Origin of the sequence: Xanthomonas campestris pv. badrii (genome assembly GCF_012848175.1) — a bacterium.
GTDB classification, from domain to species: Bacteria; Pseudomonadota; Gammaproteobacteria; order Xanthomonadales; family Xanthomonadaceae; genus Xanthomonas; species Xanthomonas campestris_C.
This window is the reverse complement of the sequence record NZ_CP051651.1, coordinates 3,012,109-3,028,241: the sequence shown is the minus strand read 5'-3', so window position 1 is coordinate 3,028,241 and position 16,133 is coordinate 3,012,109. Positions and strand designations below refer to the sequence as shown.

Here is a 16,133-nt window from a genome sequence, read left to right as displayed (position 1 = left end):
GCGGTGCGCATCGCTGCCGATGTCTGCTGGCGGTGGTGGCCGCGTCGATCATTTCGGTAGCGGCGAACGCCCCTGGATCGTCAACGCCGCTGCGGCGCCGGGCGCGCCAGTGCCGGGCTGCCCGCCGCCAACGAACAACGTGTAGTCGCCGGCTTCCACCGCGCGCTGGCCGCTGCGGTCCACATCGCTCAAGGCGCGTGCATCCAGCTGGAAGGTCAGCTCACGCGCTTGGCCCGGTTTGAGATGCACGCGCCGGAATCCGACCAGGCTGCGCAACGGCGACTGCGGGCGGTCCGGGTATTGCAGATACACCTGCGCCACCTCATCGCCGGCACGCGTGCCGGTATTGCGCACGGTGGTGGTCACCTGCAGCGTGGTGCCGGCCCGCAGCGTGGTGCTGGACAACTGCGGCGCGTCGTAGGCAAAACTGGTGTAACTGAGGCCATAGCCGAACGGAAACAGCGGCTCGCCCTTGAAGTAACGATAGGTGCGGCCCTTCATGTCGTAGCTGACGTACGGCGGCAGGTCCTTGGTGGAGCGGTAGAACGTCACTGGCAGGCGCCCGCCGGGGTTGTCATCGCCAGCCAGCGCACGCGCGATGGCGGTGCCGCCGGACTGGCCCGGGTACCACGCCGCCACGATCGCATCGGCGTGCTGCTTGGCCCAGTTCATCGCCACCGCGCTGCCGCTCATCAACACCACCACCAGCGGTTTGCCGGAGGCCTTTGCCCGTTCGAGCAGCGCTTGCTGCGGGGCGGGCAGGGCGATGTCGTTGCGGTCGCCGCCGTCGAAGCCGGGCACATCAATCCGCAACTCTTCGCCTTCCACATCCGGCGACAGCCCGACGAAGGCCACCACCGCATCGGCCTGCGCCACTGCCTGCTCGGCCTCGGCCAGTTGCGCGGCGGCCGGTGCCAGCCATTCCAGGCGCACCCCCTGGTCCTGGCCGCGGTGTTCCATCTCCAGGCGGATCTTGCGCGGGCGCGTATCGTCGAAGTGCAGCACGGTTTCCACGTTGCGGCCATCGGCGTTGTGCATGCCGGCCGGCACGTGCTTGTCTTCGGCGTTGCCGGCAACCACCAGCTTGTCGTCGATGTACAGCCGCACCGGGTCGTGTCCGGTGCAGTCGAAGCAGCGCGCCACGCGCACTGCCAACGTGTAGTCGCCGGGGCCTGGCGGCAGCAGTTCGCCACTCCAGCGCACTGCGTAGCGATCGGCCGGCACGCCCTTTGCCGGGGCGACTTGGTCCCAGTTGAAGCTCACCACGCGGTCTTGCCGCACCACGCGCGCCGCGCCGGTCATGTCCACGTTGTCGAAATATTCGCCACGCAGTCCCGGCTTGCCGTCGCTGCGCAGGGCGGTCTCCGGAATCATGCCCGGCACGCCGGCGGCTAGCGGCGCGCCCTGTGCGTAGCGCACCTGCTGCGCGCCGAAACGCGTGCGCAGGCCCAGCAGCGGGGTCACAGGCTGCGCGGAGGTGCCCTGGTAGTTGGCCTCCAGCGCGGCCAATGCATCGGCGTTGGGGCCGAGTACCGCCAGCCGCGTACCGGCCTTCAGCGGCAGCGTGGCATCGGCGTTCTTCAGCAGCACGATCGATTCTGCGGCAGCCTGCAGGGCCAATGCACGGTTGGCGCGGGTGTCGATGTCCTTGGCGCCCAGCCGCGCGTACGGGTCCTTGCGTGGGGCTTCCAGTTCGCCCAGGCGGTAGCGGGCGGCGAACAGCCGCACCAGCGATTGATCGAGCAGGGCTTCGTCCACTTCGCCGCGTTCGATCGCCGTGCCGAGGTCGCGATAGGCATGCCCGCAATTGAGATCGTGACCGGCCTTGAGTGCGGCGGCCGACGAGCCGGCATTGTCGGGGCGGAAATAGTGGAACTGGGTCATATCGTCCACCGCATCGCAGTCGGACACCACAAAGCCCTTGAAGCCCCAATCGCCACGCACGCGGCCATTGAGCAGCCAGTCGGCCGCGCACGCCGGGGTGCCGTGCAGCGAGTTGTAGGCGCACATCACCGAGCCGGCCTGTCCCTCGACCAGCGCAGCGCGGAACGCGGGCGTATAGGTCGCTTCCACGTCGCGTGGCGACACATCCACGTCGAAACCATGCCGGCCCGGCTCCGGGCCGCTGTGCACGGCGATGTGCTTGGGCGTGGCGATCGTGCGTGGGTGGCTCAGGTCCTCGCCCTGCAGGCCGCGAATGAAACCCACTGCGAGCTGCCCGGTGAGAAACGGGTCTTCGCCGTAGGTTTCCATGCCGCGGCCCCAGCGCGGGTCGCGGAAGATGTTGATGTTGGGCGACCAGATGGTCAGCCCGGCGTAACGAGGGTGGTCCTTGCCGGGAGCGCCGGCCTGGTTGAACTTGGCACGCGCCTCGGTGGAGACGACGGTGCCCACCTGCTGCATCAGTGTGGGGTTCCAGCTTGCCGCCAGGCCAATGGCCTGCGGAAACACCGTGGCGTAGCCATTGCGCGCGATGCCGTGCAGGCCTTCGCTCCACCATTCGTAGGCGGGAATGCCCAGGCGCGGAATCGCCGGCGCATCGTTCATCGCCTGGGCGAGCTTTTCCTCGCGGCTCATCTGCGCCACCAGCGCGGCGGCGCGCTGTTCGGGCGTGCCGCTGCGGTCGGCGGCCGCGGCGAGGGCGATACAGGGCAGGCCAAGGCTCAGGCCCAGTGCCAGGGCAAGACGCGAGACAAACACGGATGACATCGATTCACTCCTGCGCAGCGGAAAGATCCGCCAGGTGTTGTTCTGGTGTTGCCGCAGCGGCTGCGGCGAGGTTGGGTTGCTGTGCGGCGGTGTCCTGCGCGCCATTGGTGTAATGAGTGTTGCTGGTCCTGCGGCGGGCCCTCATCCGCCCCTGCGGGGCACCTTCTCCCGCCAGCGGGAGAAGGACACCCAATGCGGGACGAAGCCGTGCGAACGAGAACAAGGGCACGCATGTGGCAAATGGCTCGCATGCGGGAGAGGCCAGGCATGCGGGAGAGGGTAGGCATGCGGGAGAGGGCAGGCATGGCCGGATATCACGTCCTTCTCCCGCCTGGCGGGAGAAGGTGCCCGAAGGGCGGATGAGGGCCTTTCTGCCGCTCATTTCGCCGCCGCTGCCTCCGGCTCCGGCGGAGCGCCTGCCAGCGTCGCTCCCAAATCGCGCACCTGCAGCGCAGACTGCACCTGCGCCATCGGCAGCTTGCTGGACACGTGCAGCGTCAGCGGTTCGCCCGGCAGCAGGTCGAAGGAGTTATCGGCCACGGTCACCTCCAGGTCGCCGAACGACAGCCACACCTCGCGCGCCAGCGTATTGCTGGTCAGGGTCAGCGCATAGCCATCGCCATCGGCGCGCCACTGGCTGTCGATCGTTGCGGTTGGCAACGCGAGCTGCTTGGCCGGTGCGAAGAACACCACTTCACGCGACAGCCGCGTGTCGCCCTCCAGCAACTCGAACACCGCATAGCTGCGCTTGGGGTCGGCCTTGCCCAGCAATTGCGCATCGCTGAAGTTGCCCACCTGCAGGCTGCTGAGCGGCTTGACCGTGGCCTTCTGCTCACGCTTGCTCAGCACCTTGCCGTCCATGCCCATCACCTGCATGCGCCAGCGTGCATTCAAGGCGGTGGTGCGATCGGAGACCAGCGAGACCTCGGTCTGGCCCTTGTCGTTGCGCAGCGCGGCGATCATTTCCGGTGCATAGAAGCGGCGCGCGTGATACTGCAGCGCCTTCCAGCGGCCGTAGTAATCCACGCTGGACCACGACGCGCCCGGCCACACATCGTTGAGCTGCCAGTACAGCGAGCCCATCGACTGCGGACGCGAGGCGCGCAGGTGCGAGGCGGCCAGGTTGATGCCTTCGGCCTGCATCAACTGGCTCAGGTAGACGAAGCTCTCGAAATCCTTGGGCTCGCCGAATTCGCGGCGGATGTACAGCATCAGCCGCTTGTTGCCATTGCCCTTGTCGAACTTCTGGTGCGCGCGCATCACCGGCGATTCCGGGTCCATGTCGGCCGCGTCGGCGAACACGCGCACGGTGCGCATGTCCGGGAACGACTGCAGGCCGTATTCGGACATGAAGCGCGGGGTGACGTTGAGGTATTCGGTGACCGGCAGGGCCGGGCCGCCCCACACCTTCCAGTAGTGCATGTCGCCGTCATTGGCCTGGTCGGCGGCGCCATCGAAATTGGTGCCCGGCGAGGTGGCCCAGTACGGCACGTCGCTGTCGTAGGTGGCCACCACTTCGCGGAACACGGTGCCGAACAAGGTGGTCATGCCGCGCTCGATGCGGCTGCGTTCTTCCGGGTCCAGCGATTGCTTGAACTTGACCCGGTCGCCCCAGTTTTCCCAGCCGGTCTGCACTTCGTTGTTGCCACACCAGAGCACCACGCTGGGGTGATCGCGCAGCCGCTTGACCTGTTCGATCGCCTCCTGCCGCGTGTTCTCGCGGAATTCCACGTCATACGGCGGCACTGCGCCGCCGAACATGAAGTCCTGCCAGATCATGATGCCCAGCTCGTCGGCAACCTCGTAGAAGTGGTCGTCCTGGTAATGCCCGCCGCCCCACATGCGCAGCATGTTCATGTTGGCATCGCGCGCATCCTGCAAGGTGCTGCGCATGCGCTCGGCGGTGACGCGCGAGGGGAAGGCATCCAGCGGAATCAGGTTGGCGCCCTTGGCGAAGATCGGGATGCCGTTGATCACGATCTCCATGCTCTTGCCCCAGGTGTCTTTTTCGCGCCGCAGTTCCACCGAACGCAGGCCGGTGACGCGCTTGATCTGCTGGCTGTCGCCATCGGCATCGCGCACGCTGGCGACAAAGGTGTAGCGGTCCTGCGCGCCATAGCCGGCCGGAAACCAGCGCTTGGGCTTGGCGATGCGCACGGCCAGGTCGATGCGGTTCTGGCCCGGGTCGACCACCGCGTCCTGGGTAAATTGGCCCACCTTCTGCCCATCCGGGCCCAGCACCTCCAGCGTCACCTGCACCGGCCCGCTGCGCCCGGCCTGCAGTTCCAGCTGCGCCTGCAACTGCGCAGCGTCCGCGTCGACGCGTTGCTGGGCGATATGCAGCCCGTCCACACGCAGCGCATCCCAGGCTTCCACGCGCACATCCTTCCAGATGCCGGCATTGACCATGCGCGGGCCCCAGTCCCAGCCGTAGCTATACGGCGCCTTGCGCACATAGGTGGAGCTGTGGCGGCCATCGGGCTCATCGCCGAATGCCGAATCGTAGGCGCCCGGCAGCGCATACGGCTGCTTGGCCAGCCACGGCTGGATCTTCTTGATCGGCGAAAGGAAGGTGATTTCCAGCACATTGTCGCCGCGCTTGAGCAGCGGCTTGGCGTCCACCCGCCATTGCCGGAACATGTTGTCGGCGCTGAGCAGCGTCTTGCCGTTGAGGGTGACCTCGGCCAGCGTGTCCAGGCCATCGAACACCAGCTCCACGTGCTCGCGCTTGAGTGTGGCCGCATCCACGTTGAAGCGGGTCTGGTACTGCCAGTCGCTTAAGCCCGCCCACTGGATCTTGCCCTCGTTGTCGCGCAGGAACGGGTCCGGCACCACCTTGGCGGCGATCAGGTCGGTCTGCACCACGCCCGGCACCTGCGCCGGCATCCAGCTCGCGGCCTTGGGATAGGTCTTGGCCTGTTCCTGCCCCGGCACCAGGCGCACCTGCCAGCCGCTGTCCAGATTCACTGCCGTCGGCGGTGCCGCCCAGGCCTGCGAAAGTGCAAAGGTCAGGGCAAGCCCGAGACGTGCGGGTGTGAGCAGGGACAGTGCGGGGGCAGTGCGGTGCGACAGGGGCATGGGTGAGTCTCCTTGGATGGGTCAGCGCGTGGCGGCGGGGGGCGCCTGCGCGGTGGTTTCAATCAGTTGGACGGCGCCGATGGCATACAACGGGCCGCGAATCGGCGCGGTGAAGCGCAGGCACAGATCGTGGGTGCCGGTGCGTGCGGGCAGCGGCGTTTCCAGGGTGAATTGTTCGCCCAGGGTGTCGCTCCTGGGCAGCTGCACGCTGGCGATCAGTTCGCCGTCGCAGCCCTGGCGCACTTCCAGCTCGCCGCCGCGGGTCCTGGCCGGGTACTGCACTACCTTGGATTGCTCATGCGCCAGACCGAAGTTGTTGGGCAGGCGCGCGGCCTCGATGCGGATCGCACCGACGCCATCCAGCCGTGCCTGCGGATACAGCCGGCAGGCATGGAACAGATCGACGTTGTAGACCGGCGTGTCGGCGCCGGTCATTTCCGGCAACAACGGCAGGCGCAGGCCGAGCGCGCCCTGCGCCACGCAATCGCGCAGGCCTTGCGTGTCCACGTGCAACAGCGAGGCGCGGTCGAAGGTGCGGCTGCGCGTGGCGGCAAGCGGCACGCCGTTGGCGGCGAATGCGGTGGCCTTGACCGTGGTCGGCAGGGTGATCGTAAACGGCGCCTCGTAGCGCGGCGATGCCGGCGTGGGATCGCTGCCGTCGGTAGTGTAGTGCAGCATGCCCGCCCCAGCCTGCGTGCTCAGCGCCACCTTGGCCGGGCCGCCGGCGAGTACCGGGTTGGGGCCAGTTTCCAGGGCGATATCGGCGGCGAAGGCGCCATCGCTGTAATCGATGCCCAGTGCCTTGTAGCGCTGCAGCTGTGCCGGCATGCGTGCCAGAAAGCTGTTCCAGTTGCGTGCCGCCGGCGGCGACCAGGTCACTTCCGCCACCGCAGACAACCGCGGGAACAGCGCGTGGTCCACATGCCAGCGCGAGGGAATGTATTCGGACCACAACGCACCCTGCGCGCCCAGCACGTGCCGGGCCTGATCGGCGCTGAGCTCGGCTGGTACCGGGTCGAAGGCGTAGACCTTGGACAACGGCAACACGGTCAAGCGACCGTTCGGTTCGTCGCTGCGGCTGGTCTGCAGGTTGTCCAGATACAGCCAGTCGCCCGGCGCGAGCACCACATCGTGGCCTTGCCTTGCTGCAGTCACGGCACCTTCGACGCCACGCCAGGACATCACCGACGCACTGGCCGGCACGCCGCCTTCCAGAATCTCGTCCCAGCCGATCATGCGCCGGCCGTGCGCGGTCAGATACTGCGCCAGTTGTTCGTTGAACCAGCCTTGCATCGCATGCGCGTCCTTGACGCCCAGCTTGCGCATCTGCGCGCGTACCGCAGGCGAGGCTTCCCATTGATCCTTGACCGCCTCATCGCCACCGATGTGGATATAAGTGGACGGGAACAAGGTCAGCACTTCGTCCAGCACGTTGGTGATGAAGCTCAGGCTGCGCTCGCTGGTGTTGAACAGATACGGGTTGACGCCCCAGTCCACACCCACCTGGGTGCGCACGCCAGGCACGCCCACCTCTTCGGGATAGGCAGCAACGGCTGCCTGCGCATGGCCGGGCATGTCCAGCTCGGGCAGCACGGTGATGTGCAGGCGCGCCGCATACGCGACGATTTCGCTGATTTGCTCCTGCGTATAAAAACCACCGGAGCGCTCCGGCGTGCCGTGTCTGCCGGCACCCGGCGGAGTGCGCCAGGCACCGACCTCGGTGAGCTTGGGATAGCGCTTGATCTCGATGCGCCAACCCTGGTCGTCGGTCAGATGCCAATGCAGCACGTTGAGCTTGTGCAGAGCCATCGTATCGAGCACATGCTTGACGGTGTCCACGTCGTGGAAGTGGCGGGCCACGTCCAGATGCTGGCCGCGCCAGCCAAAGCGCGGCCAGTCGACAATACTGACGCCGGGCACGGCCACCGCGCCCTTGCGCGCATCCGGGGTCATCAACTGCCAGGCACTGATTGCGCCATAGAACAGCCCGGCACCGTCGCGCGCAGCGATGCGGATGCCTTTGGCAGTCACGTCCAGGCTGTAGCCTTCCTTCTGCCTCACCGGTGCCTGCGCGTGACGTTCCAGGCGGATGCTGGCCGGCGAAGGCGTGGCCTCGGCACGCACTTCCAACCTCAGCCCGCGGGTGCGCTTGAGCAGGCCGGCCAGATACTCCGCACTGCGCCGCGCATCGGCGTCGCCGGCTTCGATCGAAATCACGGTGCCGGTGTCGATGGTGAAACGACCGGCCGCAGGCGTCGCCTGGACCGGTGCTGGAATCAGGGGGAGTGGTGCATCGGTCGATGGTGCGGCCGCTACGGCGCCTGCACGTGCCACCGCCGGTGCAGTGCCGGCTTCGCGTTTGCCGCAGCCGGCCAGCATCAGCGCGACCAGCGACAACGCAAGCAGGCGCGACGGCAGCCTGCCTGCTGACAGCATGCCCAATGACCGCGTGCGCGATGCAGACATGCTCGATAAGGGCGTACTCGATAAGGGTGTGCCCGATGGCGACGTGTCCAGCCACAGCACTCTCGACAATGGTGTGTGTGGAGTCCGGCTGGTGTTGACCATCATGCATTCACATCCCGATATGGCGGAGAGCGGGGCACTGCGACAAGACACCGACGCAGCGGGGTAGGGCAGACGCATCGTGCAGTGCCACACGCCAGCGATGCCTGGCCGCTGCCACGCTGCGACTCACACATGTGGCGACAATGGCGGCAGCCCCTTTGCAGTGTACGAGTGGCGATCGATGATTTCGAGCGCATGCCGCATCCCTCGCCGCATCGGGTGCACATGGCGGTCTGCTCTTGCATCGCACAACGCACGGTAACAAAGCCGCCACGCTTCACGCAGGGACTGGCGCACGCTTCAACGCGCTACGCCAGTCGGGTGTGTGAGTCAGCGTTGCGCGACCGGCAATTCGTCCCACACTTTCGGATCTTCGGCACCCAGCACCCAGCAGCTGAAGCCTTCCAGACCGTACTGCTTGGCCATGTCGTAGCGTGCCTTGAAGCTGCGCGCATCCGGACGGAACACCCACTCGCGCATATCGTCGCGGTAGAAGTAGAACCACGATTCCTGCTCCACCGGATCCCACTGCACGGTGGCGTTCTGTTCGATCGCCAGCGGGAAGGATTCGTCGGCGTCGATATACGTCGCGGAAATATTCGACGCCTCGGTGCCGTCTTCCTTCACCGGGTTGCCGGTGTACCAGCGGTAGCCGTAAGTGGCGATGCCCAGCGACAGCTTTTCCTTCGGTACCTGGGTGATCGCGTAATCCAGGTGCTTCTTCATCCACACCATGCCGTCCACCGGGCCGGGCGTGGTCCAGCGGGTGTGCTGGTCGTAGGTCATGATGCTGATCAGGTCTGCGGCCTGGCCCAGCGCCTTCAGGTCGTACGCGCCGCGCCAGTATTCCCACATCCACTTGGAGAACTGGCCGCCTTCGGCATGGCCCGGTGCATTGGGCACCACCGCCACCGACATCTTGAAGCCGGCCTTGTGCAGCGCATCGGCGGTCTGCTTGACCATCAAGGTGTAGGCATCGCGGTCGGTCCAGGCGATGTTCTCGAAGTCGAACTGGAAGCCGTAGTACTTGTGCTGCTTGCCGTGGATCAGCAGCGATTCGATCATGCGCTTCTTGGCCGCTTCATCGTGCATCAGCTTGTGGAAGCCGTCGCGGCCGGTGGTCATCGACAGGATCGGCATCACCCGCAGCTTCTTCTGCTTGGCGATGTCGTACAGGTACATATTGGGCGTGCCGTTGACCAGGCCGTTCTGATCCACGCCGTACCAGGTGGGCACCACCACATCGATCTTGTCGACATTGGCAATGAACGAGTTGGTCGATTTCTGCGTGTTCATCAGATAGAACAACGCCGTGGGGTTTTTGGCCAGGGCCGGGGCGCAGGTCAGTGCCAGCGCAAGCAACATCCAGGTCAATCGCTTACTCATGAAAGACAACATCCGTCAGGGAGTGGGGGAAGAAAGGTCGATGCGGAACACATACGCGCTCTCGCCGACCGGCTTTACGGGAAGGCGCAGATGCAGGCCATCGGCGCGTTGTTCGAACGGAATCTTCTTGCCGTTGGCCAGCAAGGTCACGCCGCGCACGCCATCGGCGGGTGTGAGTGAACGGATCACCGCTTCGCCATTGCTCGGCCAGCCGAGCTCGATCGCATACAACGCGCCATCGCGGGTGGTGAAGCGGAAATCCTCTGCCGTGTACGGCTTGGTCTTGACGTCCTGGAAGGTGCCGCCCACCACTTCGGTCGGGCCCTCGCCATACACGCGCCACGGCGTGCTGTCGTAGATCGCGCCGCCGTTGGTCTTGAGCCAACGACCGATCGCCAGCAGGATGCCGCGCTCGGTGTCGGGGATCGAGCCGTCGGCACGCGGGCCGATGTTGAGCATCAGGTTGCCGTTCTTGGCCACCACGTCGGCCAGCATGTGGATGATGAAGGTGGGCGACTTGTAGGTGTCGTTTTCGATGTAACCCCACGATGCATTGCTCACCGAGGTATCGGTCTGCCAATGCGTGGGATGGATGCCGGTCAGCTGGCCGCGCTCGATATCCAGCGTGCCGGCGCCTTCAGGAAACGCGCCCAGCTTGTAGTTCACCACCACGCCGCGGTCGGCGTCGGTACGCGCTGCGCCCTGGTTGTAGTAATACGCCAGCATCGTCGGCAGGCTGCGCCGGAAGGTGGGGTGGGCAATCCACCAATCGAAATAGATCAGGTCCGGCTGATAGGTATCGATCAACTCGGTGGTACGCGCCAGCCAGTCGTCCAGCCAGGCCTGCGAAACCGGCGTCCAGTCGTTGGCCACGTCGGCGTCGTCCTTGCCCGGCAACCGCACCTGCGCCGGGCCGTACAGCGCCGCATAGCGCGGGTCGTTGACGTCGGAGTCGAAGGTGCGCCCGCCATCGAAGAACCAGTTGTGCTCGGCGCGGTGCGAGGACAGGCCGAAGTGCAGGCCTTGTGCGCGGATGGCGGTGGACAGCTCGCCCAGCAGGTCGCGCTTGGGCCCCATCTTCATCGCGGTCCAGTCCGACAACTTGGAGTCGTACAGCGCAAATCCGTCATGGTGCTCGGCCACCGGCACCACGTAACGTGCGCCAGACTCACGGAACAGCTTGGCCCAGCCATTGGGGTCGAACCTGGGTGCGGTGAACTTGGGAATCAGATCCTTGTAACCACTGGTCGCCTGCGGGCCATAGGTCGCCACGTGATGGGCGAACTCCTTGGAACCTTGCAGATACATGTTGCGCGAATACCACTCGCTGCCGAACGCCGGCACCGAGAACACGCCCCAATGGATGAAGATGCCGAACTTGGCGTTGTCGTACCACGCCGGCGATCGATACGCCTTCAGCGCGGCCCAGTCGGGGCGGAACGGACCCTTGCGTGCGCCGGCTTCGGCCTCGCGCACCAGGCGCTCGCGTTCGGGCGCGTACTTGGCGGTGGCATCGAGCCACTGCTGGTCGATGGCTTCGGGACTGAGCGTGGTGGCGGTCGGTGCGGTGGGCGATTGCGCGCTGAGCGTGGCAGCAGGCAATGCGAGCAGCAGGCCGAGCGCGAGCATTCGCGTTCTGGATGCAGCTCCGGCGTGGCGGCGGGATGGAGCCGCAAACACGCGGCTATCGGTCGTCATGGGAACTGCACTCCTGTTGAGCAAGACGCGCCGGCGATGCTGCAACCGTGCGTGGATGGCAAAAGCGGGCCTGGCCATGCTCCCTCGATCGCGAAGGGGCGTGGCCAGTACCACTCCCTGGTACAACATCGAGCGGTACGCTGCATGCAACGCACCGCTCAAAAAAAGCGCGCCACCGTGGAGGGTCGGTGGCGCGCTAGTGCTACATCAGAACTTGAAGTTCAGCTGGGCCTGGTAGCCGCGGCCGTTCTTGTAGAACGCCGTGGGGGTATCGCGCGTGTTGCTGAAGACCCGGTAGGTGGAATCCAGCAGGTTGGTCGCGCCGACGGTGATGCCCATGTAGTCGGTGATCTGGTAGGACGCGTTCAGATCCAGCTGCTTGTAGGCATCGGCAAAGTCACGCGATTCCAGGCGGCCGATCTGGGTGAAGTACTTGGAGCGGTAGCTGTAGTTCACACGCACGGTCCAGTCGCCGTGTTCCCAGTACGGGATCACGTTGTAGGTGTCGCGCGACAGGTACGGCAGGTTCAGACCGGAGCTGGAGTCGGACTCGGCGAACGTGTAGTTGGCCTGCAAGCCAAAGCCAAGGCCGAAGGTCTGCTGGTAGTTGACCGCCACGCCCTTGACCTTGGCGTCGGACACGTTCACCGGCGTGGTCACCTGGTACAGGCCAGCAATGGCCGGCGGTGCCGGGTTCAGCTGCTGCGGAGTCGTGGCGCTGACGATGTAGGAGCTGATGTCGCGATAGAACACCTCACCGGACAACATGCTGGACGGCGCGAAGTACCACTCGGCAGCCAGATCGTAGTTGGTGGATTCGTACGGCTTCAGATCCGGGTTGCCGCCGTTGGCGGTCAGATCGCCGGTGCCGCTGTTGATGGTGAAGGTACCGGCCAGGTCGGCGTAGCGCGGACGTGCGATGACCTTGGCCGCCGAGAAGCGCAGCACGGCGTCGTCGGTGATGTCGTAGGCGATGTTGAAGCTCGGCAGCGCCTTGCGGTAGTCGTTGGTCTCGGCAACGCGCTGGAAGCTGGTGCCGCCGTCGTTGCTCTGCCAGAACTGCGATTTGTCGGTGGTCTCGACCAGACGCACGCCGACATTACCGCGCCACTGGCCCGACTCGAAGTTCAACTGCGTGTAGATGTTCTGGGTGATTTCCTTGACATCGAACGAGGCGCCGAAGTCGGTGCGGTATGCGCCCTGCGGCTGCGACAGCAGGTAGCTGCGCACGGCACCAAGGTTGGCGGTCGGCCAGGTGGTCAGGTCGCCGCTGGCGCCCAGACCATCGTACAGGCTGCTCGGCGTGGTGCCCGGATTGAACTGCGTCAGCGATACCGGGTCGGTGGTGTTGATGCGGTTACCGCGCGCGTCCACACCGTTATTGTGGTTGATGTACTTGTAGCCGAACTGCAGCTTGGTGAACGGGCCCCATTCCAGATCGCGCGAAGCGTCCCACTGGAAGTACTTCTCATCGTCCTTGCTCTTCTGATAAGCGATGCCGCCGGCCTGCATGATGCCGGTGGTGGTGCCCGGGATATTGCCTTCCTGGCCCGGTGCAAGACCTGCAGGGTTGCCCGGCAATGCCCAGTTGGAAGCGCCGCCGTTGTCGTAGTTCACCGAGGTGTTGCGGCCGTCGAATGCGTAGTTGTACCCGCCGTCCTGCATCAGGAACTTCATCAGATACTCGGGGTCCTTGCCACCGGTTGCCTCGGTGTAGCCACCTTGAGTGGTGAACACCCACTTTTCGCCGGACCAGTCGTGACGCAGGTTCAGGCTCTTGGTGGTGACGGTGCTCTCGCGATAATTCGCGTCCAGCTGCGCATACGGCTGACCGGCGGCGCCATCGCCGACGGTGGCCGAGGTCACCACGCCGTTCTGTACGTTTGCCTGGGTGATTTTCTGGCGGTCGTCATTACATGCCGGGCACACGTAGCGCGCCTGGCTGAAGTTGTTGTATTTGCCCTTGATGTACAGGCCGGTCAGGTTGAACTCGTTCTGCTCGTCGGGCTTCCACTGCAACGCGCCCTGCAGGCCACTGCGCTCACGGGTCTGCTGGAAGAACGCGCTGCTGATGCCGGCGGGCACGCGTGCGGTAGCCACATCGCTGCCGTCGCCGGTGATGGTCGCGGTCGGCGGAATGCCTTCGCCGGTGGTATAGCCGAAGTATTCGATACCGGCGCGTGCCAGGTCCTGCTTGTCATGCGTGGCGGAGATCAACGCGCCGAAGGTTTCGTCGTCGTTCTTCCAGCTCCACAGCGCCGAGCCGCGCGGATTGCCTTCTTCGGAGCGGTCGTTGTAGTTGTAGCCGATCGAGCCGCGGATGGTGTTCTTGGGCAGGTCCAGCGGCTTGCGGGTGTGCACGATCACGGTGCCGCCGATCGAGCCTTCATCGATGCGCGCTTCCGGGGTCTTGTAGACCTCCATCAGGCCGATGATTTCCGGCGACAGCAAGGTGTAGTTGAAGGTACGGCCGCTGGTATCGGTCGGATTGCCGCCCCAGTCGCCCGAGGCGATGGTCTGGCCGTTGAGCAGCACGCGGTTCAACGCCGGGTCGGTGCCGTTGATGCTGACCTTTTCGCCTTCGCCGAACTGGCGGTCGACGCTGATGCCCGGCAGATGCGACAGCGATTCGGCCGCATTGATGTCCGGGAACTTGCCGATGTCTTCGGCGCTGATCGCATCGACGATGGAGTTGGCCGAGCGCTTGACCGCCTGGCTCTTTTCCAGCGACGCGCGGTAGCCGGTGACGGTGATGGTGTCCAGTTCGGTGGTCGCCGACGGCGTGGCGGCAGGAGCCTGTTGTTCTTGTCCGGCAGCCATTGCAGAGCCGGAGCAGTACAGAGCGGCGGTGATACAGAGTGCTAACGTCGTGGTGCGGCTGTGCATGGCTAAACCTCGTTGGTTAGTGCTGTGAGCGCGCCGCCTTCGGAAAGGCGTCACGCGCTCGGCGTGGCCGGCAAAACAACACGCCCTGACCGTCGCGGTGATCGAGCGCCGCATCCGCAGGTACGGCGGGTCGCGTCGATTCGCGTGGTAGAGGAGGTGTCCCCCGTGTGGTGAAGCGGTGGAGCGAATGCGACATCAGCGAGTCGAACGTCCGATGACGCACTCCTCACGAATCTGGAACCGGCAGGCGAGGGAAGAGCCGTTCTTCAGTACCGAACAGTCCATGGCCCCTCCTGCCAGAACCCCGATTTGGATCGAGTCTCGCGTAGCGCTGACAGCGTTGTCAACACGTCGTCACAGATCTCTGATGTGGCTGCGATTGCGCTGCAATGCAGCATTTTTGCGGCGTGAACGGCGAAGTACGTGCATGCGTGGCCGCGATGGAGCGCACGGCGGCGCATATCGATTGGCGCCTTCGATGGCTGGAACGGACGAAGCCATATCCTGCGCGATGTTTATGCGGGAATCTTTGTGATCGATGCGGAATTTTCGTGGATGATGGTCGCAGCGCCATGTGGTGCCGATTGTGGCCGCCACGGTTGCGTTACAAGGCGATTACTGACAACGTTGTCTACCCGCTGCCGTTCGTCGGACGACGGGACTCGACGCCAGCCCGCTGCCACTTAATCAGGAGAATGCGTGAGCGCAAGCAGCCCAATGGAAGCGGTGGCCTTTCCGCGCCCCGACACCTTCGTTGCCGCAGACGTGGGAGGGACGCATGTGCGCCTGGCGTTGGTGTGCCCGAGCAACGATGCGCGTACGCCGGTCACGGTGCTCGACTATCGCAAGTACCGCTGCGCCGAGTATCCGGGCCTGGCCGAGATCATGTCGGCCTTCTTTGCCGAGCTGGGATGTGCGCCGGTGCGCCGCGGCGTGATTGCCAGTGCCGGGTATGCGCTGGAGGACGGCAGTGTGATCACCGCGAATCTTCCATGGGTGTTGGCACCGGAACAGATCCGTCGCCAGCTCGGCATGCAGGCGCTGCATCTGGTCAACGATTTCGAAGCGGTCGCTTATGCTGCTAATTACATGACCGGCAGCCAGGTCATGCAGCTGTCCGGTCCGGCGCAGGGTGCACCGGGTCCGGCACTGGTGCTCGGCCCGGGAACGGGCCTGGGCGCGGCGGTGTGGATTCCGCATGGTGCCAGTGCGGTCGTGCTGCCGACCGAAGCCGGGCACGCCGCGCTTGCCGCCGCCAGTGACCTGGAGGTGGCCTTGCTGCAGGAGCTGCGCCGCACACGCACCCATGTGGGCACCGAAACGCTGTTGTCGGGCCCAGGCCTGTTGAACCTCTACATGGCGCTGGCCACGCTGCGCGGCGAGCCGGCCGCGCATGCCGGCCCGGCCGATGTGACTGCCGCCGCACTGGCGGGCCACGACGTGCTCGCACGCGATGCACTGCAGGCGTTCTGCGGGTTCATGGGCAGCGTGGTCGGCGACATGATGCTGCTATACGGCATCCGCAGCGGCGTGTACCTGGCTGGCGGATTCCTGCCGCAGATCGCCGACTTCATTGCCGCCAGCGATTTCGTCGCCCGGCTGCTCGACAAGGGCACGCTGCGTCCGGCGCTTGCGCAGGTGCCGGTGCGTATCGTCGAGCACGGCCAGCTTGGCGTGATCGGCGCCGCCAGCTGGTTTCTGCAGCACGGGCGCTGACGCACGACACACTGCAAAGCGTGCCGGGCGCGCGACAGGCGTTACCGATAGTACCTTTCGCTATTAGGTGCGCTCCTGCACCTCGAGTGCGT

General features: G+C 65.4%; 7 protein-coding genes. 1 reads left to right on the top strand and 6 read right to left on the bottom strand.

What is annotated here, in order from left to right:
- Positions 1 to 48 precede the first annotated feature (48 nt).
- From HG421_RS12835 to HG421_RS12810, 6 genes are all read right to left on the bottom strand, one after another.
- On the bottom strand, positions 49 to 2,709 hold the full coding sequence (locus HG421_RS12835; protein WP_169706705.1) for a glycoside hydrolase family 3 C-terminal domain-containing protein: 2,661 nt from the start codon (positions 2,707 to 2,709) through the stop codon (positions 49 to 51).
- 378 nt (positions 2,710 to 3,087) lie between these two features.
- On the bottom strand, positions 3,088 to 5,787 hold the full coding sequence (locus tag HG421_RS12830) for a beta-mannosidase (protein ID WP_169706704.1): 2,700 nt from the start codon (positions 5,785 to 5,787) through the stop codon (positions 3,088 to 3,090).
- Between the two features lie 21 nt (positions 5,788 to 5,808).
- Entirely contained in the window at positions 5,809 to 8,223 is a 2,415-nt protein-coding gene (locus HG421_RS12825; protein ID WP_343204216.1) for a family 20 glycosylhydrolase, read from the bottom strand.
- Positions 8,224 to 8,685: 462 nt separating this feature from the next.
- On the bottom strand, positions 8,686 to 9,753 hold the full coding sequence (locus HG421_RS12820) for a glycosyl hydrolase family 18 protein (RefSeq protein WP_169706702.1): 1,068 nt from the start codon (positions 9,751 to 9,753) through the stop codon (positions 8,686 to 8,688).
- 3 nt (positions 9,754 to 9,756) lie between these two features.
- Entirely contained in the window at positions 9,757 to 11,439 is a 1,683-nt protein-coding gene (locus HG421_RS12815) for an alpha-L-fucosidase (RefSeq protein WP_169706701.1), read from the bottom strand.
- A 207-nt stretch (positions 11,440 to 11,646) separates the two neighbouring features.
- Positions 11,647 to 14,325 carry a TonB-dependent receptor gene (locus tag HG421_RS12810; RefSeq protein WP_169706700.1) on the bottom strand — a complete coding sequence of 893 codons (2,679 nt, stop codon included), beginning with the start codon at positions 14,323 to 14,325 and terminating at the stop codon, positions 11,647 to 11,649.
- Positions 14,326 to 15,024: 699 nt separating this feature from the next.
- On the opposite strand from HG421_RS12810, the gene HG421_RS12805 reads away from it, so the two are divergent.
- Positions 15,025 to 16,041: a glucokinase family protein gene (locus HG421_RS12805; protein ID WP_169706699.1), complete on the top strand. Its 1,017-nt coding sequence runs from the start codon at positions 15,025 to 15,027 to the stop codon at positions 16,039 to 16,041.
- The last annotated feature ends 92 nt before the right edge of the window (positions 16,042 to 16,133 follow it).